The organism is Streptomyces sp. NPDC041124 (genome assembly GCF_055592385.1).
Genome location: NZ_JBVIYR010000010.1, coordinates 209,935 through 228,462, shown reverse-complemented (window position 1 = coordinate 228,462; position 18,528 = coordinate 209,935). Strand labels below are relative to the sequence as shown.

Here is an 18,528-nt window from a genome sequence, read left to right as displayed (position 1 = left end):
CCACCATGACGCCACGCCCCGCCGTCTCCGCGCACCGGGGAGGCACCGAGCGCGCCGCCCCGGCCACCTGGGAGGCGTACGAGGACGCGCTCGCCTCGGGCGCGGAGTATGTCGAGTTCGACGTCCGGCGCACCGCGGACGGCGTCTTCGTCGTCCACCACGACCCCCGGGCAGGGCACACCGGGCCGCCGCTGTCCACGCTCACCCACGCCGAGCTGAACGCGCGCGCCGGATACCCCGTGCCGGTCGTGGACGAGGTCATGGAGCTGGTCGCCGGGAAGCTCGTCGCCCATCTGGACCTCAAGGAGACCGGCCACGAGCGGGAGCTGATCGACCGCGCGGTCGCCCTGCTCGGCGCGGACGGCTGCGTCGCCACCACCCTCGAGGACCGCTCGGTCGCCGCCGTCACCGCCGCCCACCCGCGCGTGCGCACCCTCCTCTCCCTGGGCCGCGACGGCCAGGACCTCGGCCGGCGCCGCCTGGTCGCCACCCGCATCAGCGAACTGCTCCCCATGCGCCGCGTGCGCGCCTGCGGTGCCCACGGGGTCGCCGTGCACCAGCGTCTGGCCCGCGCCACCGTGCTGCGCGAGGCCGCGCGTAACAGACTGTTCACCATGGTGTGGACCGTCAACGAGGACGCGGCCCTGCGCGGCTTCCTGGGCGACCCGCGCGTGGACGTGCTGATCACGGACCGTCCCCGCCGCGCGGTGGAACTGCGCGGGCTCACGGACACCCGCACCCCCCGGTGAACAACCACCCGATCAAACCATTGACAACAGGGCGCTCAAGTTTTGTGCTGGAAGGTGCCGGAAGTCCGGAGAGGTGCCCTGGCGGAAGGGGACAGCGATGGGACGTGCCGTCGGAATCGACCTGGGAACCACGAACTCGGTGGTGGCCGTGCTGGAGGGCGGTGAGCCCACCGTCATCGCCAACGCGGAGGGCGCGCGCACCACGCCCTCGGTGGTGGCCTTCGCCAAGAACGGCGAGGTGCTGGTCGGGGAGGTCGCCAAACGCCAGGCGGTGACGAACGTCGACCGCACCGCCCGCTCGGTCAAGCGGCACATGGGCGACGCCCGGTGGCGCTTCCCCGCGGAGGGCTCCGTCGACGGCACCCGCTTCACGGCGCAGGAACTGTCCGCCCGGGTGCTGCAGAAGCTGCGCCGGGACGCCGAGTCGTACCTCGGCGAGGACGTCACCGACGCCGTCATCACCGTACCGGCCTACTTCGACGACACCCAGCGGCAGGCCACCAAGGAGGCCGGGGAGATCGCCGGCCTCAAGGTGCTGAGGATCATCAACGAGCCCACCGCGGCGGCCCTGGCGTACGGACTGGACAAGGAGAACGACCAGACCGTCCTCGTGTTCGACCTCGGCGGCGGCACCTTCGACGTGTCGCTGCTCGACATGGGCGAGGGCGTCATCGAGGTGAAGGCCACCAACGGCGACACCCACCTCGGGGGCGACGACTGGGACCAGCGCGTCGTCGAGTACCTCACCCAACGCTTCAAGGGGCAGTACGGCGTCGACCTGGCGCAGGACAGGATGGCGGTGCAGCGGCTGCGGGAGGCCGCCGAGAAGGCGAAGATCGAGCTGTCCTCGTCGACCGAGACCACCATCAACCTGCCCTACATCACCGCCTCCGCCGAAGGCCCCCTGCATCTCGACGAGAAGCTGACCCGTGCCCAGTTCCAGGAGCTCACCGCCGACCTGCTGGAGGGCTGCAAGAAGCCCTTCCACCAGGCGGTCAAGGACGCCGGCGTGCAGCTCTCCGCGGTCGACCACGTCATCCTCGTCGGCGGCTCCACCCGGATGCCCGCCGTCACCGACCTGGTCCGCGAACTCACCGGCAAGGAGCCGCACAAGGGCGTCAACCCCGACGAGGTCGTGGCCCTCGGCGCCGCCCTCCAGGCCGGTGTCATCCGCGGCGACGTCAAGGACGTGCTGCTGCTCGACGTCACCCCGCTGTCCCTGGGCATCGAGACCAAGGGCGGCATCATGACCAAACTGATCGAACGCAACACCACGATCCCCACCCGTCGTTCGGAGATCTTCACGACCGCCGTCGACAACCAGCCCTCGGTCGGCATCCAGGTCTACCAGGGCGAACGCGAGATGGCCGTCTACAACAAGAAGCTCGGCGTCTTCGACCTCACCGGACTGCCGCCCGCCCCGCGCGGCGTCCCGCAGATCGAGGTCGCCTTCGACATCGACGCCAACGGGATCATGCACGTCTCCGCCAAGGACCTCGCCACCGGCCGCGAACAGAAGATGACCGTCACCGGCGGCTCCGCCCTGCCGAAGGACGACATCGACCGCATGATGCGCGACGCCGAGAACTACGCCGAGGAGGACCGCAAGCGCCGCGAGAGCGCCGAGACCCGCAACCAGGCGGAGCAACTCGTCTACCAGACCGAACGGTTCCTGCGGGAGAACGCCGACAGGATCCCCGGCGACACCACGTCCGAGGTCGAGTCCGCCGTCACGGAACTGAAGCAGCTGCTGGAACGGGAGGCCACCGACACGGCCGAGCTGCGCGCCGGGGTGGAGAAGCTCGCCGCGGTGAGCCAGAAGATGGGCCAGGCGATGTACGCGCAGGCCACGCCGCCGCCCACCGGGGGCACCGGACAGGACACCTCACCGCAGGAGGAGGAGGGCGTCGTCGACGCGGAGATCGTCGACGACGACAGGAACACCGGCGGGCGCCGGGACGGCGCGGCCTGAACCCGGCCCGCCCGGTCTCACTGGTGCTCCCGGCACTCCCGCAGCAGCTTCTCGGTGCGCTGGGCCGACGCCGCCCGCGCCGTCATGTGGTCCAGCACCTCCAGGTGCACCGAGACCTCCTTGCGGGAGTCCAGGTACAGCGCCCCGGTCAGGTACTCGGTGAACACCATGTCCGGCAGCTCCGGCTCGGCGAAGCGGAACAGCGAGAACGGCGCGTACGTCCCGGGGTGCGGCCCGTCCGCGAACTCGGCGATCTGCAGGGTGATCCGGTCCCGCTCGGCGTATTCGAGCAGCTTGTCGAGCTGGTCGCGCATCACCCGGCCGTCGATGCTCACCGGACGGCGCAGCACCGTCTCGTCCATCAGCACCCACAGGTGCGGCGGGTCGGCCCGCTCCAGCAGCCGCTGGCGCTCCATGCGCAGCGACACGTGCCGCTCGACCGCGTCCCGCCCCGCGGTGCCGATCGTCCCGGCCTCCAGGACGGCGCGCGCGTAGTCCTCCGTCTGCAGCAGTCCCGGCACGAAGTGCGGCTCGTAGGAGCGGATGATGCGGGCGGCGCCCTCCAGGCTCACGTACAGGCTGAACCACTCGGGCAGCACGTCGTGGTACCGCTGCCACCAGCCCGGCCGGTTCGCCTCCTCGGCGAGCTCCAGGAAGGCGACGGACTCACTGTCGGGCACCCCGTACGCGGCCAGCAGCAACTGGACGTAGGGGATCTTCAGCGAGACCTCGGCCGTCTCCATCCGCCGCACGGTGGCCGGCGCCACCCGCAGGATCCTGGCCGCCTCCTCCCGCGAGAGGCCGGCGGCCTCCCGCAGCTCCTGCAGCCGCCTTCCCAGGACCACCTGGCCCACGGTCGGTGCGGCCCGCCGCTCACTCACGCCACGCCTCCCCAACGCGCCCGGGCACGCGCTCAGTCTGTCATGTTCCTCCGACACTCTCACGAGCCACCGGAATCCGCCCTGTTTCCCTGCTCCCCGTCGCCCTTACCCGGCGGGTAATCGACCCGGACGGGTCCCCGCGGGATCGTGGACGCACCGGGTTCCGGGCCGGCGCACTCCGGCCCGGGACCCGGCCCACCCCGCACGCCCCCGACGGAGAGTGACCCCTCATGTCCGCGACCCAGCTCGCCGTACTCGCCCGGACCGTGGAGCCGCAGCGGATGCTGCGCCGTTTCCTCACCCTCGACGCCGCGGTGACCGGTGCCAACGCGCTCGCCTACCTCACCCTCCCAGGACCCCTCGGGCGCCTCCTCGGCGTGGACTCCGGCCTGCTCCTCGGCCTCGGGGCGTTCCTCGCCGTGTACGCGGCGGGCGTGACCCTGCTGGCCGCCCGGCCGCATCCGCCGGCGGCCGGCGTACGGATCGTCGTCGAGGCCAACCTCGCCTGGACGGCGGTGAGTCTGGCCGCCCTCGCCCTGTGGCTCACCCCGACCACGGCCGGCGCGGTGTGGACGGTCCTCCAGGCGCTCACCGTGGCGGGCTTCGCCGTGGTCCAGCACATGGCCCTGAAGGCACGTCAGCTCAACCAGGACTGAAGGTACTTCGCCGTCGCCGGGTCCGCCGGGAGCAGCGTCTCCACGGCCAGCTCGGCGACGGTCACGTCCATCGGCGTGTTGAACGTCGAGATCGACGACACGAAGGACAGCCTGCGCCCCTCGTGCTCGATCACCATCGGCAGCGCGAAGTACGCCACCGGCTCCTGCGGTTCCTCCGCGAGCCTCTCGCCGCTCTCCGGGACCGGATACGCCGAGACCTCCTCGTACAGCGCCCGCAGCGGCTCGGAGCGGTGCAGCGCGATGTGCCGCCGCATCTGCTCCAGCAGGTGTCCGCGCCACTCCCGCAGGTTCAGGATCCGCGGCGCCAGCCCTCGCGGGTGCAGGGTGAGCCGCACCGCGTTCAGCGGCTGCGCCAGCAGCTCCTCGGGCATCCCGTCGAACAGGGCCATGACCCCCCGGTTGGCCGCCACCACGTCGTACATCGCGTCCACCACGAGCGCCGGATACGGCTCGAAGCCGCCGATCAGCCGTTGGATGCCGTCCCGCAGCGCGTCCAGCGCCGGATCGTCCAGCGGGGTGTGCGGGAAGCGGGGCGCGTAGCCGGCCGCCAGCAGCAGCGCGTTGCGCTCCCGCATCGGGACCTCCAACTGCTCGGCGAGCCGCAGCACCATCTCCTCGCTGGGCCGGGAGCGGCCGGTCTCGATGAAGCTGATGTGCCGGGCGGAGGAGTCGGCGCGCAGGGCCAGCTCCAGCTGGCTGACCCGCCGCTGCTCGCGCCAGGCGCGCAGCAGTGGGCCCACGCCCTCGACGGTGGAAGCGGCTCGGGACGGGACAGTGGTCATGTCAGGACCGTAGTCGAGAAGCCGCCGGTCCGGGGAGCCACGCGCTGCCGGCCCGGGCCCCGGCGGGCCTCCTGTGGCAGCCTGGGAACCCGGTACGCAACCCCGCACCCGTCGAAGGAGCGCAGGCCATGCCCGTCGAACCGCTGTCGCAGAAGGAGATCGAGGACCGGCTGGCGCACCTGCCGGGCTGGTCCCTCGACGGGGACCGCCTCAGCCGCTCCTACCGGCTCGGCTCGCACTTCGCGGCGACGGCGATGGTCGTCCACATCGCCCAGGTCCAGGAGGAACTCGACCACCACAGCGACCTCACCCTCGGCTACGACACCGTGTCCCTGTCCGTGCACACCCACAGCGCGGGCGGCACCGTCACCGCCAAGGACTTCGATCTCGCCCGCAGGGTGGAGGACCTGGCGCCCGGACACGGTGCACACTGAGGCGCGTGCTGGACTACGACGAGGAAGCGGAGCGCTACGACGTCCTGCGCGGCGGTGAACCGCGGGCGGCGGCCGCCGCCGAGGCCGTGCTGAGCCTCGTACCCGCCGCTGCGCGGGACCTGCTGGACGCGGCCTGCGGCACCGGCATCGTGACCCGGCGCTTCCCCGCCGCGCGCCCCGGCCTGCGGGTGACGGGTGTCGACCTGTCCCGGTCCATGACCCGGACGGCGGTGTCCCGGCTGCCGGGCGCCGTGGTCCGCGCGGACAGCCGCCGGCTGCCCTTCGGTGACGCCCGCTTCGACGCCGTGGTCAGCGTGTGGCTGCTGCACCTGATGTCCGGTCCGCAGGACGTACGGGCGGTCGTCGGCGAGTGCGCCCGCGTACTGCGGCCCGGCGGCGTCTTCGTCACCACCGTCGCCAAGGGCGCCTCCCACAACGTGGGCAGCGACATCGACGCGGTCCTCGCCGCCCGCCCGGCCGGCCCGGTGCCCGACGACCCCGCCGCCGTGGAGGCCTGCGCCGCGTCGCACGGACTGCACCCGGCGGGGGAGGCCCGCTTCCGGGGCCACGGACAGGGCCGCAGCCCCCGCCGCACCATCGAGGACCTGCGGCGCGGCTGGTTCGTCACGCTGCCGCCCGGGCAGCCTCTCGCCGAGGACTTCGCCGCCCGCCTGGCCGCGCTCCCCGACCCGGAACGCCCCCGCCCGGAGCCGGTGTTCCGTCTCCGCGCGTACCGCAAGCCACGGCCCGGCAACCTGGAGGGCGTCGGCGGCGACTGAGGGACGCAACCCATCCGTCCTCCCAGGAGGTCCGCCCCGTGACCCACCCCCGCAGGCACCGCAGACGCCGTGTCCTCCTTCCCGCGGCCCTCGCCGTCGCGACGCTCGCCGGAGCCGGTCCGACCGCGCTGTCGCAGCCGTCCGCCGAGGCCGCCACCGCCCGCCAGGTCGAGGCCCTCGACCGGGGCGTCGTCAGCGTCCACACCGGCACCGGCAACCTGGTCAGCTGGCGCTGGCTCGGCACCGACCCGGACTCCGTCGCCTTCAACGTCTACCGGGCCGGCACCAAGGTCAACGCATCCCCGATCACCGGCTCCACCACCTACTTCCACGCCGGCGCCCCCTCCCACGCCGACTACACCGTCCGCGCGGTCGTCGACGGCACCGAGCTGGGCGACTCGGTGCACGCGATCCAGTTCCGGACGGGCTACAAGGACGTCCCCCTCAGCCCTCCGCCCGGCGGCACCACCCCCGACGGGGTCGCCTACACCTACGAGGCCAACGACGCCTCCGTCGGCGACCTCGACGGCGACGGCGCCCTCGACATCGTCCTCAAGTGGCAGCCCACCAACGCCAAGGACAACTCCCAGTCCGGCTACACCGGCACCACGGTCGTCGACGGCATCCGGCTCGACGGCACCCGGCTGTGGCGCGTCGACCTGGGCCGCAACATCCGCTCCGGCGCCCACTACACGCAGTTCCAGGTGTACGACTACGACGGCGACGGCGAGGCGGAGGTCGCCATGAAGACCGCCGACGGGACGAGGGACGGCACCGGCGCGGTCATCGGCAACTCCTCCGCCGACCACCGCAACTCCAGCGGCTACGTGCTCTCCGGCCCCGAATACCTGACCATGTTCCACGGCCGCACGGGCCGGGCCATGGGCACCGTCGACTACGTCCCGGCCCGCGGCACCGTCTCCTCCTGGGGCGACTCCTACGGCAACCGCGTCGACCGCTTCCTCGCCGGCACCGCCTACCTCGACGGCGCCCGCCCCTCCCTGATCATGGCCCGCGGCTACTACACCCGCACGGTCATCGCGGCCTGGGACTGGCGGGGCGGCGCCTTCACCCGCCGCTGGACGTTCGACACCAACTCCTCCACCAACAGCGGCAAGGGCTACGACGGCCAGGGCTCCCACAGCCTCTCCGTCGGGGACGTCGACAACGACGGCCGGGACGAGATCGTCTACGGCTCGATGGCCGTGGACGACAACGGCAACGGCCTGTGGACCACGAGGACGGGGCACGGCGACGCCCAGCACCTCGGCGACCTCGACCCGTCGACGCCCGGCCTGGAGTACTACAAGGTCTCCGAGTCCACGGGCCAGCCGGCCGCCCTGTACGTCGACCCCGCCAGTGGCGCGGTCCGCTGGAAGCTCGCCGCCTGCTGCGACAACGGCCGCGGCGTCGCGGGGGACATCTGGTCGGGCAACTCCGGCCCCGAGATGTGGTCCTCATCCGACGGCTCCGTCCGCGACGAAGGCGGCGGCACCAAGGGCCGCAAGCCCTCCTCCGCCAACTTCCTCGCCTGGTGGGACGGCGACCCGGTCCGCGAACTCCTCGACGGCACCCGCATCGACAAGTACGGCACGGCCTCCGACACCCGCCTGCTGACCGGCTCGGGCGTCGCGTCGAACAACGGCACCAAGGCCACCCCGGTGCTGTCCGGCGACCTCCTCGGCGACTGGCGCGAGGAGGTCGTCTGGCGCACCGGCGACAACCGGGCCCTGCGCATCTACTCCACGCCCCACGACACCGACCGCCGCATCACCACCCTCCTCCACGACACCCTCTACCGCACCTCCCTCGCCTGGCAGAACACCGCCTACAACCAGCCCCCGCACACCGGCTTCTTCATAGGCGCCGGCATGCCGACCCCGCCCAGGCCGACGGTGTACGCGCCCTGAGCCCCGGCGGGCGAGGACGTTACGCGAGGTGAGCCGGACCGGCGGCCACCGAGAAGGCCACCGCGCACGCCGGAGCCGCCGCACGACACCACGGCGCCCCGCTTCTCCGCTTCGGCAGGGGGCGGGGCGCTTCGCCGTCCGCTCAACCGGTGATCGTTCCGCTGAACTCCGGGAAGCCGAGGCTGAAGTCGTCACTGTTCCGCTGCACCGTCACCACGATCTTCCTGCCGTACTTCGATTCGATGCTGTTGTCGTGGTTCTTCGTCGTCGAGACGCCCGGCGCCAGTCGGCCCTCGAGCGGCTGCGACCCGTTCTCGAAGAGGGTGAAGGAGGCCTCACCTCCGTTCGTGGCCCCCTCGACGATGAGCGACAGGTCGTCCAGAGCCACGGGCTCCTTGCCACCGTTCTCCAGCTTCAGCCCCACCCGGAAGTCGATGCTGCCGGGCTCCGGCGACTCCAGCAGGTCCTCGTCGTGGTCGGTGAACACCTTCGCGTCCGCCACGGTCACCTTCAGGCCGTCCGGCCACGTGTAGGACTCCCCGAACTCCAGACCGGTGACCTGCCGGCCGGTGCTGTCCCCGCCCGGTTCGGCTCCCTCGTCGGAGCAGTGCGCCATCCAGTCGGCCTGGCTGATGTTCTCGTCCATGCAGTCGACCGCCGGCGCGGTCGTGGAAGCCTTCCCCTTCGCCTCCGTGTCGCCGTCGTCTCCGCCGCCGCACGCGGTGAGCGCGGCCAGGAGCAGGGCAGCCGTGGCCGCGGTGGCGCGAACGCGCATAAGTCCCCCCAAGGTTGTACGTCGGACCACCGTAGACCGGCCGCAGGCGCGGTGTCGGGCGCTGTCACCGAGCCGTGACACAAGATCACCCCAGCGTCGTCACACCGTGAGCCGCCTGCACTCCCGGGCCCGCTCGGCGGGCTCACCGCCCGGCCCCGCCTGGACGCGGAACAGGCGGGCGCCGGGGACCCGCGTCACCGCCTCGTCGAGCCGGCCGTCCGTGAACAGGGCACCCACCCCGTCCTCCACGGCCCACCCGGCGGGCAGCACCCCGCCCGCCACGGCCGCCCGGTAGGAGTCACGGCGGCCCGGCTCACCGTCGTAGTGCGGACACACCGAGCCGGGCAACAGCCCCAGTCCGTCCGGCAGATGCGTCAACGGGCCGAAGGAGTCGGTGTGCGACCCCTCGGCCCAGCAGTTGGCTCCGGCACTGATCCCGCAGAGCAGGGTCCCGCGCCCGTACGCCTCCCGCAGCAGCCGGTCCACACCGTGCACGCGCCACACCGCCAGCAGGTTCGCGGTGTTGCCGCCCCCGACGTACACGACGTCCTGGGAGAGCAGGTATGCCCGCAGCGCCCCGTCGTCGAACTCCCGGCGGAACAGCGACAGCACCGACGCCTCGCAGTCACGCGCACCGAACGCGTCGAGGAACTTCTCCGCGTAGGCGGGGGCGTCCCCACTGGCCGTGGGCACGAAGCACACCCGGGGCCGGCGCCTCCGGGCGTGAGTGAGCATCCAGTCGTCCAGCAGCCCGTCGTCGTCGGTGGAGAAGCCCCCGCCCAGGAGGACGATGCGGCGTGCCGGGTCCGTCATCGGGCACCCGCCGGCCCGCCGTCCGGGCGCAGTCCGCTCCGGAGCCGCTCGAACGCGGTGGGGGAGGGCTGTCGGGGGAGGAAGGCACGGATGTGCTCGGCGCAGTCCGCCGCGCCGTCGGTGGTGGTGTCGCACTCGATGTCGTACACGCCGTGGGAGTGCACCTGGACGAACTGCCGGGCCGCGAGGCCGGCCGGGCGGTCGCCGCGCGCCTGCTCGCGCCGCCGCAGCTCCTCCAGTGAGCAGCGCACTCCCACCAGCACGACGTCCCGCGGGGGGAAGAGCTCCAGACAGTCCCGCAGGCGCCATTCCTCACTCAGTACGTGGTCGACGACCACGTTGTTGCCCGCCGCCGCCATGCCGGCGACGGCCCGGTGGAAACCCCGCCACGTGCGGTGCAGCACGTCGGGGAGGTCGTCCGCGGGGATCTCCCGGCGTGAGCGCATGGCGTGGAAGGAGTCCACGGGCATGTGGAAGTACGGCTCGTCCAGCACCCGCAGGAGCTCCCGCGCGATGCTGGACTTGCCCGAACTGGACGTGCCGTTCAGGAAGATGATGCGGCCGGGCACCCGGGGCTCCCTCGCTGTCGCCGGTGAAGTGGAGGGTCCATTCTCCACCGGCGCGACCTCAGCGCACGGTGCAGGCCCGGTCACCCACCTCGAAGGCCGTCGGCGCGGTGTTCGTCGCCGATCTGGTGGCCGTGAAGCCGAAGGCCGCCGACGAGCCCGCCGCCACCGTGCCGTTCCAGTCGGTGTTGCGTACCGTCACCGCGGCGCCGGTCTGGGCGGGGGACCCGTTCCAGAGCTGGGCGATCCTCTGGCCGTCCGCGAAGGACCAGGTGAGGGACCAGCCGTCCCAGGGGGTCCGGCCGGTGTTGGTCAGCCGGACGTCGGCCTGGAAGCCGTCGGCCCACTGGTTGGTGATCCGGTAGGTCACCTCGCACGTGCCGGTCGGGTCCGGGTCCGGGTCCGGGCCGGGGGCCGTGTCCGACGTGTCGCCGTAGACGACGCCGCGGCCGTTGGTCGCGACGTACACGCGGCCGTAGACCCGCGGGTCCCCGGTGATCGCCGCGCCGGTCCAGCCCCACTGGTGGGCGTCGTCGTTGACACGGGTCCAGGAGGCGCCCCGGTCCGTGGAACGGAAGATGCCGCGCACCCCGTCGATCTCCGCGCTGGTGAAGAGGGTCTGGTACGAGGCGCCGGGTGCCGCCTTGCCGAAGCCGACGGTGTCGGCTTCGTCGACGCCCGGCAGCTTGGTGAAGGTCGCGCCCGAGTCGGTGGAGTGCCACAGGCCGTACGGTCCGTCGCTCGCCCCGCCCGCCAGCCAGATGTCGCCCCTCGCCCCGGGGAGCGCCTTGAAGCGCACGCTGTCGCCGGCCGGGAGCCCCGTCGCGGACGAGGCGGTGAAGGTCGCGCCGCCGTCCGTACTGACGTAGAACTTCCCGGACTTGAAACCGTAGAACGTCTTCGGGTCCACCCGGTCGGACTCGACGACCGCTCCGGACGGGATGCCGGACGACGGGGACCAGGACGTGCCGAAGCCGGTCGCGTGGTGCACGCCGGCGCCCTGCGGGCTCCACACGAACCGGCTGCCGTCGGCCGCCGCGGCGACGGTGCCGCCGCCGCTCACACCCGAGGGGTCCGTCCCCGCGAACCAGTTGGCACCGTTGTCCGTGGAGAACGCGATGTGCGGGCCGGAGTCCAGGTTGCCGGACCGGACCACGATGCCCGGGTCGGACTCGGCGAAGTCCAGACTGGTCGTCGACGTGAAGTTCGGCTGCGTGAACATCATCGCAGGCACCGTGGTGAGGTCCGTGTGGCGGAAGCCGCCGATGTCACCGAGCGCGCTGATCAGCGGGGCGCCCGAGGGGGGAGAGATCAGGTCGTTGACGGCCGTCTCCTCCAGGCCCCGCACCATCGGGGTGATGGTGAACGGCGTGTCGTCGTCCCAGTTGGTCAGGTTCTCCGTGCCGTAGATCGTCGCGCCCGTCCCGTACATCATCCGGTCGGAGTCGAACGGGTCGATCTCCAGCGCCTCCGTCATCCATCCGAGTTTCGGCGTCTGTTCGGGCGGGGACGGGTTCGCGCCCCAGGTGAGCCAGGGCGACGACGAGACGTCCATCGTGTAGCGGTTCTCGCGGTTCGGGTACGACGTGTAGCTCCACGCCTGTGTCCAGGTGCCGCCGCTGTCCGTGGAGCGGAAGATCTGCGTGTCCGGCCACCAGGAGCTGTACGCCGTCGCCATCACCGTGCCCGGGTTCTGCCGGTCCACTGTCAGGCCGCTGAAGCCGTAGTACGTGTCGGCCTCCGCCACCGGGCTGATGTCCGTCCAGGTGCCGGTCGCCGTGGCGTACCGGTACAGCCGTCCCTTGCCCCCGTCGTAGGGTCCGCCGGTGTCGCTGTAGGCGAGGTACAGGTGGCCGTTCTCGGCGTCCAGGACACCCTTGTGCGCCAGGTGTCCGGTCGGCTGTCCGGCGACCCGCTGCCAGGTCGCGCCCGCGTCCGTCGTCCGGTAGACCGCGTTCTCCTTGTCGGCGACACCGACGTAGACCGTCTTCGTCGCCGCGCCCGCGCTGCCCGTCGACTCGTCGAAGGTCACCCAGACGACCCCTTGGTTGTCGGAGGCGTACCCGGAGGTGTCGCCCGGATCCTGCGCGTAGTTCCCGGGGTTGGGGAAGGCCGTCACCTTCGACCAGGTGGCGCCCGCGTCGGTCGACCGCCACAGCCCGTGGCCACTGGGCGCGCCCAGGTAGAGCACGCTGTTGCGGTTCGGGTCGACCGCCAGGCGTTCGCCCATGCCGCGCCCCGGCATGTTCCCGCCCAGCTTGAACGGCAGGTCCGCCTTCTTCCAGCTCGCGCCCCGGTCGGTGGAGCGCAGCACCGCGCCGTTGCCCGGGTCCCAGTCGTTGGTGTACGTGCCGACCGCCGCGTACACCCGGTCGGGGTCGGCGGTGTCGGAGGCGATGCTCGCCACGCCCGTGTGGCCCCAGTCGTCCCAGCCGACCGAGTCCAGCAGCGGGGTCCAGGTCCTCGTGGACTCCTGCCAGCGGTAGGCGCCGCCGATGTCGGTGCGGGCGTACGCCAGGTCCTTCTCGCTGCGGTTGAAGACGATGCCGGGCACGAAGCCGCCGCCGTCGACGCGCGCGTTCTTCCAGGTGTAGGTGTCGGCGGCGAGCGGGGTGGCCGGCTCGGGGACGCCGGCGGCCAGGGCGGGCGGGCCGCCGGCGAGCAGACCGGCCGCCAGCGCGAGCACGGTCGTGAGGATGCGGGTTCTTCGCACGGTGCGTTCCTTCCTCATGGGGGGAGGGGAGGGTGGAGGGAGCGTGCGAGGACCGGGCGGCCCTCCGTGCGTGGGAGGGCCGCCCGGCCGGTGGGACGGCCCACGGCGTCAGGTGCCGGGGCCGGTGGATGGCCCCGGTGTCAGGTACCGGGGCCGGTACGCGGAGCGTCGGCGGGGGCTATTCGAGAAGCTCCGCGTACGAGCCCATGGCCAGGGCGATGTCGGCCTGGGCCCAGAACCGGTGGTACGTGAAGGTGGGCGCGGCGCCGCCCGCGAGGTAGGACTCGATCTTCGACCACGCCGGGTCGTCCTGGTAGAAGGACCGGATCGAGGCGAAGGTCGACGACGAGTCGATCGTGTCGCCGTTGGGCATGGTGCCGGTCCAGCCGCTCGGGACGTGGATCGGGTCGTCGAAGCGGTTGTAGTCGGCGCGGGTCTCCGGGACGGCGATGCCGAGCGCGGTCTGGTTGTTCTCCCACATGCCGTCCAGGAGCGCCTTCGCCGTGGTGGCCGCCTCCGTGTCCCCGGAGCGGTCGGCGTAGTACGTCAGCGTCTTGGCGTACGCCGCGGCGACACCGACGTCGTTGGTGTAGTCGACGACGTCGACGTGCAGCGCGCTGTTGGCGCCGGGCGACGACGCGTTCCAGGTGTCGGGCTTGCCGGACCAGCGCAGCGTCGACGGCATCAGGAAGGAGCCGTCGGGGTTGATGGTGGTCTCGGACAGCGCCCAGTCCACCCACTTGTCGAGGACGGACTTGGCGAGCGCGTTGCCGGTCTGCTGGTACAGCTCGGCGACCCGCTCCATGGACCACGCCTGGAAGCCGAACCACTGGTTGGACGGCGGGTCGTGGTAGACCGGCTTCTCGTCGTAGTGCATGCCGTAGAAGGTCGGCGTGCCGGCCGGCGGGGTGGTGTACCGGCCCGCCCAGCTGTTGGTCGCGCCGCCCGCGATGCCGCCCTCGTCGGACTGCAGCCAGCGGTAGAACTCCAGTTGCCGCTGCATCGACTTGGCCCAGTCGTCCGCGCCCGTGGCCGACTTCGGCTTCAGCGGCGCGTAGTTGCTCAGCGCGTACGCGGCGAGGGGGTTCTGGTAGCCGCCGTGCGCGTGGCTGGAGCCGATGCGCCAGGCCCAGCCCGCCGAGGTGTCGGTCGCGCCGCCCCAGGCGTAGTACCAGGACAGCAGGTAGTGCGAGGCGTCCTTGCCGGTGCCGGCCGGGCAGGACGGGATGGTGCAGTTGCCGACCTTCTTGAAGTACTTGTCGTACATGGCGTAGCGCAGGTAGTCACCCATCTTCGCGGCCTTGGCGACGGTCGCGGAGACCTGGGCGCCCTTGCCCTGGTCCTTGGCCCACAGATCCGCCCAGTAGGCGGCCTGCACGGCCCGCGCGTCGGCGTCCGGGGCGTTGGTGAACTTCCACTGCTTGGCGTAGGAGGCGTCCTTGGTGAACAGGTCCAGGTAACCGTTCTTCCCGCCGTACTTGAAGGCGTCGCAGGTGGGCTGCGGGACGGTCTCCCACACCGACTCCTGCGGGCCGCGCTGGAAGGTGTTGATGTACGACGGTCCGGTGTCCGCCGGGCCGGCCTCGCACTTGCCGGGCGAGTTGCCGTAGCCGTACACGTTGTCGACGTCCTGGATCCAGTGCATGCCGTAGACGTCGTCCGTGCCGTAGGCGGACTTCAGCTCGGCCGCGATCGGGTCGGGGCCGACGGAGACGCCCGCGTCGAGCTGCGAGGGGTACTCGTCCGGGGTGTCGTGCTCGGGCGCGTACGTGGCCGGCTTGGAGGCGTTGTAGAACGAGTTCGTCGGCTGGTCGGCGCGGGTCGGGATCATGAACTTCTCCATGATGTCCCAGGCCCCGTTGAACTTGGACCAGTCACCGGTGACCTTGCCGTACATCGCCTGCAGCCACAGCAGGTAGCTGTACGCCTCCGAGGTGGTCTCGTGACCGTGGTCGGGTGCCTCGACGATCAGCGTCTCCACCGAGTGGTACGGGATGCCCTCGGGGGAGAAGTAGCCGTTGGCCGGGTCGGTGATCTTCCCGTACAGCTCCAGGAAGCGCGCGTCGTACGTCTTCGCCGCGCCCAGCTGCGTCACCGTGACCGCCGCCTTGGCGTGGCCGGGCGCCGCGGACTCGAACACGGCCGAGCCGCTGCCGGAGTCGTCGGCGGCGATCGTCACCCGCTGCGCGGTGTTCCAGTTGGACGGGGTGAAGGTGAGCGAGGCGCCGGAGGAGACCGACAGACCCGCGTTGCCACCGGCCCGGGTCGTCGTGACCGTCGTGTTCGCACTCGGCTGCTTGGACAGCTTCACCTCGTACGTACCCGACTCGCCCTGCTGGACGCCGAGTTGCGACGGTGTGGCGACCACGGCGGGACCGGAGGCGACCGTGATGCCGACCGGGGTCGAACTCGCGGAGGCGCCCATGCTGTCGTACGCCTTCGCCACCAACGAATGACTGCCCACGGTCAAGCCAGCGGCCGAAAGGGTGAACGGGGCGCTGGTGTCGGTGCCCAGCAGCTCGGTGTCGTCGTAGAACTCCACCTTGGTGATGGTCGCCTGGTCGGCCGCCGCGGCGGTGGCCGCGAGCGGGACCGTCTCGCCCTGCGTGTAGACCGCGCCGGCCGACGGGCTGGTCAGCACGGTGATCGGCGGCTGATGGGCACCGGCGCAGGTGGTGCCGTTGACCGCGAAGGACGTGGGGGCGGCGTTGCTGCCGCTGTAGGTGAACTGGCCGCCGGTCGTGACGGCGGCGCCGGCGGCGATCCGGCCGTTGTACCCGGCGTCCTTCACGGTCACGGTGGAGCCGGACTGCGACCAGGTGCCGCTCCAGCCGTTCACCAGCCGCTGGTTGCCCGTGTAGCCGTACGTCAGGGTCCAGCCGTCGATGGCCTCGGTCCCGCGGTTGGTGAGGGTCAGCTCCGCGGTGAAGCCGGAGCCCCAGTCGTTCGCCTTGTAGTCGACGCTGCACTGGACAGCGGCCGCCTGTGCGGGAGTGGAGCCGGTCGAGAGCATCGTCAGCGGCAGCGCCAGAGCCGCCGCCGCGGCCGTCAACAACCGCCGGACGCCGCCGCGTCTCCTGGGTGGGGGATGCATGTGCTGGTTCCTCCTGCGACTCGGTCATTGTCAAGCCTTGAACCAGTGGGAGCGCTCCCATAGTGAGGACGGGGTGGTGAGCGGTCAAGCCTTGTGGAGAATCGAAAAGATTCGACGATTCGAGTTGCGCGAAAGTCTGTGGTCCCCCTGTTCTTCACCGTCACTTGGCGCTAGCTTCATGAGCACCAGTGGGAGCGGTTCCATCAGTCGACGCGTCCGCCACGACGCGTCCGAGCTGCAAGGAGTCGCTCATGCGCCACCCCCCGCGTTCAGTACTTCGAGCCACCCCCGTGCACCTGTGGAGCACCTGACGCGGGGCCGCTCTCTCCCGTGGGATCCATGCGCCGTCGAGTGCTGCCCGGAACTTCCGGCCGGCACCACGGGCCCGTACCCGACCGGTCCGGACGGCATGTCCCACCCCGTAAGGCACCAGGCCGCGTGATCGTCCGCGCGCGCCCCGAAGGACAGCCCCCTACGGATAGGAAACCCGCACCATGAGTCGCACCAGAACCGCGCTCCTCGCCGCCACGGCGCTGGTCGCAGGCGCCGCCGGGACGGCGATGGCAGCCGTCCCCGGCGACGTCGGCGCGGCCGCCGTCCCCTGCACCGTGGACTACACGGTGCAGAACCAGTGGGACACCGGCTTCACCGCGTCCGTGAAGGTCACCAACAACGGCGCCGCGAAGTCGTCGTGGTCGGTCAAGTGGTCCTACGCCGGCAACCAGAAGGTCACCAGCGGCTGGAACGCCAAGGTCACCCAGTCCGGCGCGAACGTCACCGCCGCCAACGAGTCCTACAACGGCGCCCTCGCCACCGGGGGTTCGGCCACCTTCGGCTTCCAGGGCACCTACAGCGGCAGCAACGCGGTCCCGGCCACCTTCACCCTCGACGGGGTGACCTGCAACGTCGACTCCGGCGGCCCGACCGATCCGCCGGACCCGACCGATCCGCCGCCCGGCGACGGCGAGCGGGTCGACAACCCCTACGACGGTGCCAAGGTGTACGTGAACCCGGAGTGGTCCGCGAACGCCGCCGCCGAACCGGGCGGCGACCGCATCGCCGACGAGCCGACCGGTGTCTGGTTGGACCGCATCGCGGCCATCACCGGCGCCGGCGGCAAGATGGGACTGCGCGAACACCTCGACGCGGCGCTGGAGCAGAAGGGCTCCGGCGAACTGGTCTTCCAGGTCGTCATCTACAACCTGCCCGGCCGCGACTGCGCCGCCCTCGCCTCCAACGGCGAACTCGGGCCGACGGAGATCGACCGGTACAAGACCGAGTACATCGACCCGATCGCGGAGATCCTCTCCGACCCGAAGTACGCCGACCTGCGCATCGTCACCACGGTCGAGATCGACTCCCTGCCCAACCTGGTCACCAACGTCAGTCCGCGGCCGACCGCTGTGGAGAACTGCGACGTCATGAAGGCCAACGGCAACTACGTGAAGGGCGTCGGCTACGCCCTGAACAAGCTCGGCGACGTGCCCAACGTCTACAACTACGTGGACGCCGGCCACCACGGCTGGCTGGGCTGGGACGACAACTTCGGCGCCTCCGCCGAGACGTTCAAGCAGGCCGCCACCGCCGAGGGCGCCACCGTCGCCGACGTGCACGGCTTCATCGCCAACACGGCCAACTACAGTGCGCTGAAGGAGGACCACTTCTCCATCGGCGACTCCGTGGCGGGCAAGTCGGTGCGCGAGTCGAAGTGGGTCAGCTGGAACCGGTACGTCGACGAGCTGTCGTACGCCCAGGCCCTGCGCGAGAAGCTGGTCTCGCTCGGCTTCGACTCGAAGATCGGCATGCTGATCGACACCTCCCGCAACGGCTGGGGCGGGGCGAACCGGCCCACCGGACCCGGCGCCACCACCAGCGTGGACACCTACGTCGACGGCGGACGCTACGACCGCCGGTTCAACACGGGCAACTGGTGCAACCAGTCGGGTGCCGGTCTCGGTGAGCGGCCCAAGGCTTCCCCCGAGCCCGGGATCGACGCCTATGTGTGGATGAAGCCCCCGGGCGAGTCCGACGGGGCGAGCAAGGCCATCGACAACGACGAGGGCAAGGGCTTCGACCGGATGTGCGACCCGACGTACACCGGCAACCCGCGCAACGACAACAACATGTCGGGCGCCCTGCCCGACGCCCCGATCTCCGGGCACTGGTTCTCCGCCCAGTTCCAGGAGCTGATGAAGAACGCCTACCCGCCGCTGTCGTGACGGGCTGACCCCCGGTCCGCCGGGTCCGGGCCTCACGGTGCCCGGACCCGGCGGACCGCCGCACGTCCTCACCCCGGGCCGTCTTTGCGGAAGCGGCAACATCGTTTGCCCGCATCCGGTGCGTCGTCGCACGCTGGCGGCATCCGAGCGGAGAGGCTGACCCC

14 protein-coding genes are annotated in these 18,528 nt (G+C 71.4%); 7 read left to right on the top strand and 7 right to left on the bottom strand.

Features of this window, described 5'->3' with window-relative positions; translation table 11 throughout:
- Positions 1–5: 5 nt before the first annotated feature.
- On the top strand, positions 6–749 hold the full coding sequence (locus ACZ6A9_RS26110) for a glycerophosphodiester phosphodiesterase family protein (protein ID WP_468989735.1): 744 nt from the start codon (positions 6–8) through the stop codon (positions 747–749).
- A 97-nt stretch (positions 750–846) separates the two neighbouring features.
- Complete coding sequence (gene dnaK / locus ACZ6A9_RS26105) at positions 847–2,721, top strand: molecular chaperone DnaK (RefSeq protein ID WP_468989732.1); 1,875 nt, start codon at positions 847–849, stop codon at positions 2,719–2,721.
- Positions 2,722–2,738: 17 nt separating this feature from the next.
- Here dnaK and ACZ6A9_RS26100 read toward each other — a convergent pair whose 3' ends face one another.
- Complete coding sequence (locus tag ACZ6A9_RS26100; protein WP_468989729.1) at positions 2,739–3,602, bottom strand: helix-turn-helix domain-containing protein; 864 nt, start codon at positions 3,600–3,602, stop codon at positions 2,739–2,741.
- A gap of 230 nt (positions 3,603–3,832) precedes the next feature.
- Here ACZ6A9_RS26100 and ACZ6A9_RS26095 point away from each other — a divergent pair, with 230 nt between their 5' ends.
- Positions 3,833–4,258, top strand: coding sequence for a hypothetical protein (locus ACZ6A9_RS26095; protein WP_468989727.1), 426 nt, complete (start codon positions 3,833–3,835; stop codon positions 4,256–4,258).
- Here the strand turns inward: ACZ6A9_RS26095 and ACZ6A9_RS26090 are convergent.
- Complete coding sequence (locus ACZ6A9_RS26090) at positions 4,240–5,061, bottom strand: helix-turn-helix domain-containing protein (protein ID WP_468989725.1); 822 nt, start codon at positions 5,059–5,061, stop codon at positions 4,240–4,242. The two genes, ACZ6A9_RS26095 and ACZ6A9_RS26090, sit on opposite strands and share 19 nt — an antisense overlap.
- Positions 5,062–5,189: 128 nt before the next feature.
- Here ACZ6A9_RS26090 and ACZ6A9_RS26085 point away from each other — a divergent pair, with 128 nt between their 5' ends.
- The 3 genes from ACZ6A9_RS26085 to ACZ6A9_RS26075 are packed head-to-tail and all read left to right on the top strand — an operon-like array spanning position 5,190 to position 8,184.
- Positions 5,190–5,495 carry a 4a-hydroxytetrahydrobiopterin dehydratase gene (locus ACZ6A9_RS26085; protein ID WP_189559788.1) on the top strand — a complete coding sequence of 102 codons (306 nt, stop codon included), beginning with the start codon at positions 5,190–5,192 and terminating at the stop codon, positions 5,493–5,495.
- A 5-nt stretch (positions 5,496–5,500) separates the two neighbouring features.
- Positions 5,501–6,274 (top strand): class I SAM-dependent methyltransferase, encoded by a 774-nt coding sequence (locus ACZ6A9_RS26080; RefSeq protein WP_468989723.1) that lies wholly within the window; start codon positions 5,501–5,503, stop codon positions 6,272–6,274.
- A gap of 38 nt (positions 6,275–6,312) precedes the next feature.
- The gene (locus ACZ6A9_RS26075) at positions 6,313–8,184 is read left to right on the top strand and encodes a rhamnogalacturonan lyase (protein ID WP_468989721.1); all 1,872 of its coding nucleotides are present in this window, start codon (positions 6,313–6,315) and stop codon (positions 8,182–8,184) included.
- Positions 8,185–8,326: 142 nt separating this feature from the next.
- Here the strand turns inward: ACZ6A9_RS26075 and ACZ6A9_RS26070 are convergent, their stop codons facing one another.
- The 5 genes from ACZ6A9_RS26070 to ACZ6A9_RS26050 form a co-directional block, all read right to left on the bottom strand.
- The gene (locus ACZ6A9_RS26070; protein ID WP_468989720.1) at positions 8,327–8,959 is read right to left on the bottom strand and encodes a hypothetical protein; all 633 of its coding nucleotides are present in this window, start codon (positions 8,957–8,959) and stop codon (positions 8,327–8,329) included.
- Between the two features lie 99 nt (positions 8,960–9,058).
- The gene (locus ACZ6A9_RS26065; protein WP_468989718.1) at positions 9,059–9,772 is read right to left on the bottom strand and encodes a Type 1 glutamine amidotransferase-like domain-containing protein; all 714 of its coding nucleotides are present in this window, start codon (positions 9,770–9,772) and stop codon (positions 9,059–9,061) included.
- Positions 9,769–10,341, bottom strand: a complete 573-nt coding sequence (locus tag ACZ6A9_RS26060; protein ID WP_468989717.1) for a chloramphenicol phosphotransferase CPT family protein — start codon at positions 10,339–10,341, stop codon at positions 9,769–9,771. The genes ACZ6A9_RS26065 and ACZ6A9_RS26060 overlap by 4 nt, the downstream gene beginning before the upstream one ends.
- Positions 10,342–10,399: 58 nt before the next feature.
- Entirely contained in the window at positions 10,400–13,051 is a 2,652-nt protein-coding gene (locus ACZ6A9_RS26055) for a cellulose binding domain-containing protein (protein WP_468989714.1), read from the bottom strand.
- Between the two features lie 178 nt (positions 13,052–13,229).
- Positions 13,230–16,145: a glycoside hydrolase family 48 protein gene (locus ACZ6A9_RS26050; RefSeq protein ID WP_468989712.1), complete on the bottom strand. Its 2,916-nt coding sequence runs from the start codon at positions 16,143–16,145 to the stop codon at positions 13,230–13,232.
- Positions 16,146–16,639: 494 nt separating this feature from the next.
- On the opposite strand from ACZ6A9_RS26050, the gene ACZ6A9_RS26045 reads away from it, so the two are divergent.
- Entirely contained in the window at positions 16,640–18,364 is a 1,725-nt protein-coding gene (locus tag ACZ6A9_RS26045; protein WP_468989709.1) for a glycoside hydrolase family 6 protein, read from the top strand.
- The last annotated feature ends 164 nt before the right edge of the window (positions 18,365–18,528 follow it).